This is a genomic window from Phyllobacterium sp. P5_D12 (assembly GCF_054049495.1).
On record NZ_JBFUMG010000787.1, the window covers coordinates 1 to 1,595 of the forward strand.

The 1,595-nt window shown below is 56.7% G+C and carries 1 protein-coding gene and 1 pseudogene; one reads left to right on the forward strand and one right to left on the reverse strand.

What is annotated here, in order from left to right:
• Positions 1-126 precede the first annotated feature (126 nt).
• Positions 127-966 (forward strand): oxidoreductase, encoded by an 840-nt coding sequence (locus ACXJ5O_RS26415; RefSeq protein ID WP_457302495.1) that lies wholly within the window; start codon positions 127-129, stop codon positions 964-966.
• Positions 967-1,395: 429 nt separating this feature from the next.
• Here the strand turns inward: ACXJ5O_RS26415 and ACXJ5O_RS26420 are convergent.
• Positions 1,396-1,595 (reverse strand): annotated as a pseudogene (locus tag ACXJ5O_RS26420) (thioredoxin reductase); the annotation flags it as partial.

Below are 1,595 nucleotides of genomic sequence, written 5' to 3' on the forward strand. Positions count from 1 at the left end.
GGTCGGCAGCGCCAAGCTTCCCCATTAATGAATTTCCCTCATTAGCTTGTAGAAATTTACGACGGTTATTTCATCTTCTTACATGCGGTAGAACTTGGGTGCATTCAACAGGAAAGGAAAAACATCATGCGCATCTGGTTCATTACGGGAGCATCACGCGGCTTTGGCGCGCTGATCACCGAGGAAGCTTTGAAAGCCGGCGATGCCGTTGTTGCAACCGCCCGCAACCCTGCAACAGTCACTGCTCGGTTTGGCGATCATCCGAACCTGCTTCCAGTCGCACTGGACGTCACCAATGAGGAACAGGCCAACGCGGCAGCCGAGCAGGCGATCAAGCGCTTCGGCAAGATTGACATTCTCCTGAACAATGCCGGTTTCGGCCTGCTTGGAGCTGTTGAGGAGGCAACAGCATCTGAGATTGAAAAGCTCTATGCCACAAACGTCTTTGGCTTGCTCAAGGTCACCCGCGCTGTGCTCCCCCACATGCGCAGACAGCGTGCCGGCCACATCATCAACATTTCGTCCATCGGCGGCTATGTCAGCCATCCCGGATGGGGCATTTATTGCTCGACGAAGTTTGCGGTCGAAGGCCTCTCCGAGGCTTTGTCGGACGAACTCGCCCCACTCGGCGTTAAGGTCACTGTCGTCGAACCCGGCTTCTTCCGCACCGACTTTCTCGATGAAAGCTCGCTTTCAATCAGCCACAGCGCCATTGCTGATTATAACGATACCCCCGCCGGCGAGATGCGATCCGCAGCTGCACAATTCAATCACGCCCAACCTGGCGATCCGGCCCGTCTGGCAAAAGCCATGATCACTGTGGCCCATTCCGACAATCCACCGCTTCGCATGCCATTCGGCTCTGACACCGTGGCGGCGATCGAAAAGAAGAATACCGCGGTTGCCGGAGAGCTCGCCGCATGGCGGGAGCTGGCGGTCTCTACTGATTTCCCGGCGGGCAGCTGAGCGAAAGGAGCAATACAATGTTTAACAGACGATCCACTTTCCATGTATTGGCGATTTCTGTTGGCCTGTTATTTCTCGCACCGATGAGGTGAGTTTGGCACATTCGGCGGACACCGTCGAAACGCGCAACAAGGCCACGGTTCAGGCAGGCTTCGATGCCTGAAAGAGCGGAACCCGAAGTCTCTATGATGATCAGGCGGAGGACGCGACGTGGGAGTCGGACCGGCTTGTTCCCACCATCCGCAATATTTACGCTGATGGTGACACGGTCATCATATTCTTCGATGCCGAGGGCAGGGCCTGCGATGGCACTGCCTGACGCAACACTTTTACGTGTCATTTGCAATTGCAGGAGAACAGATCGTGAAAGCCTCTGCCTTCTTCGACAGCGTCGCCTTCAATGCGCTCTTTGGTGCATTTCCTACTTGCCTAAACAGCGGTAGGCGAGGGAGCCACGATCGACGCGGGTCCCACATTTCGCACCAAAAAAGAATGGATCTGCGCTATGACCGCCGCGCCCTCACCGACGGCGGCCGCGACCCGCTTGGTGGAGCCGGCCCGTGCGTCTCCAACGGCAAAGATGCCAGGGCAACTCGTTTCTAGCGGCAGCCGCTCGCCTTGCCCGATAC

What these genes read in the sequence shown, in the direction of transcription:
- ACXJ5O_RS26415 (WP_457302495.1), top strand. Translation starts at nt 127, where the DNA reads ATGCGCATCTGGTTCATTACGGGAGCATCACGCGGCTTTGGCGCGCTG.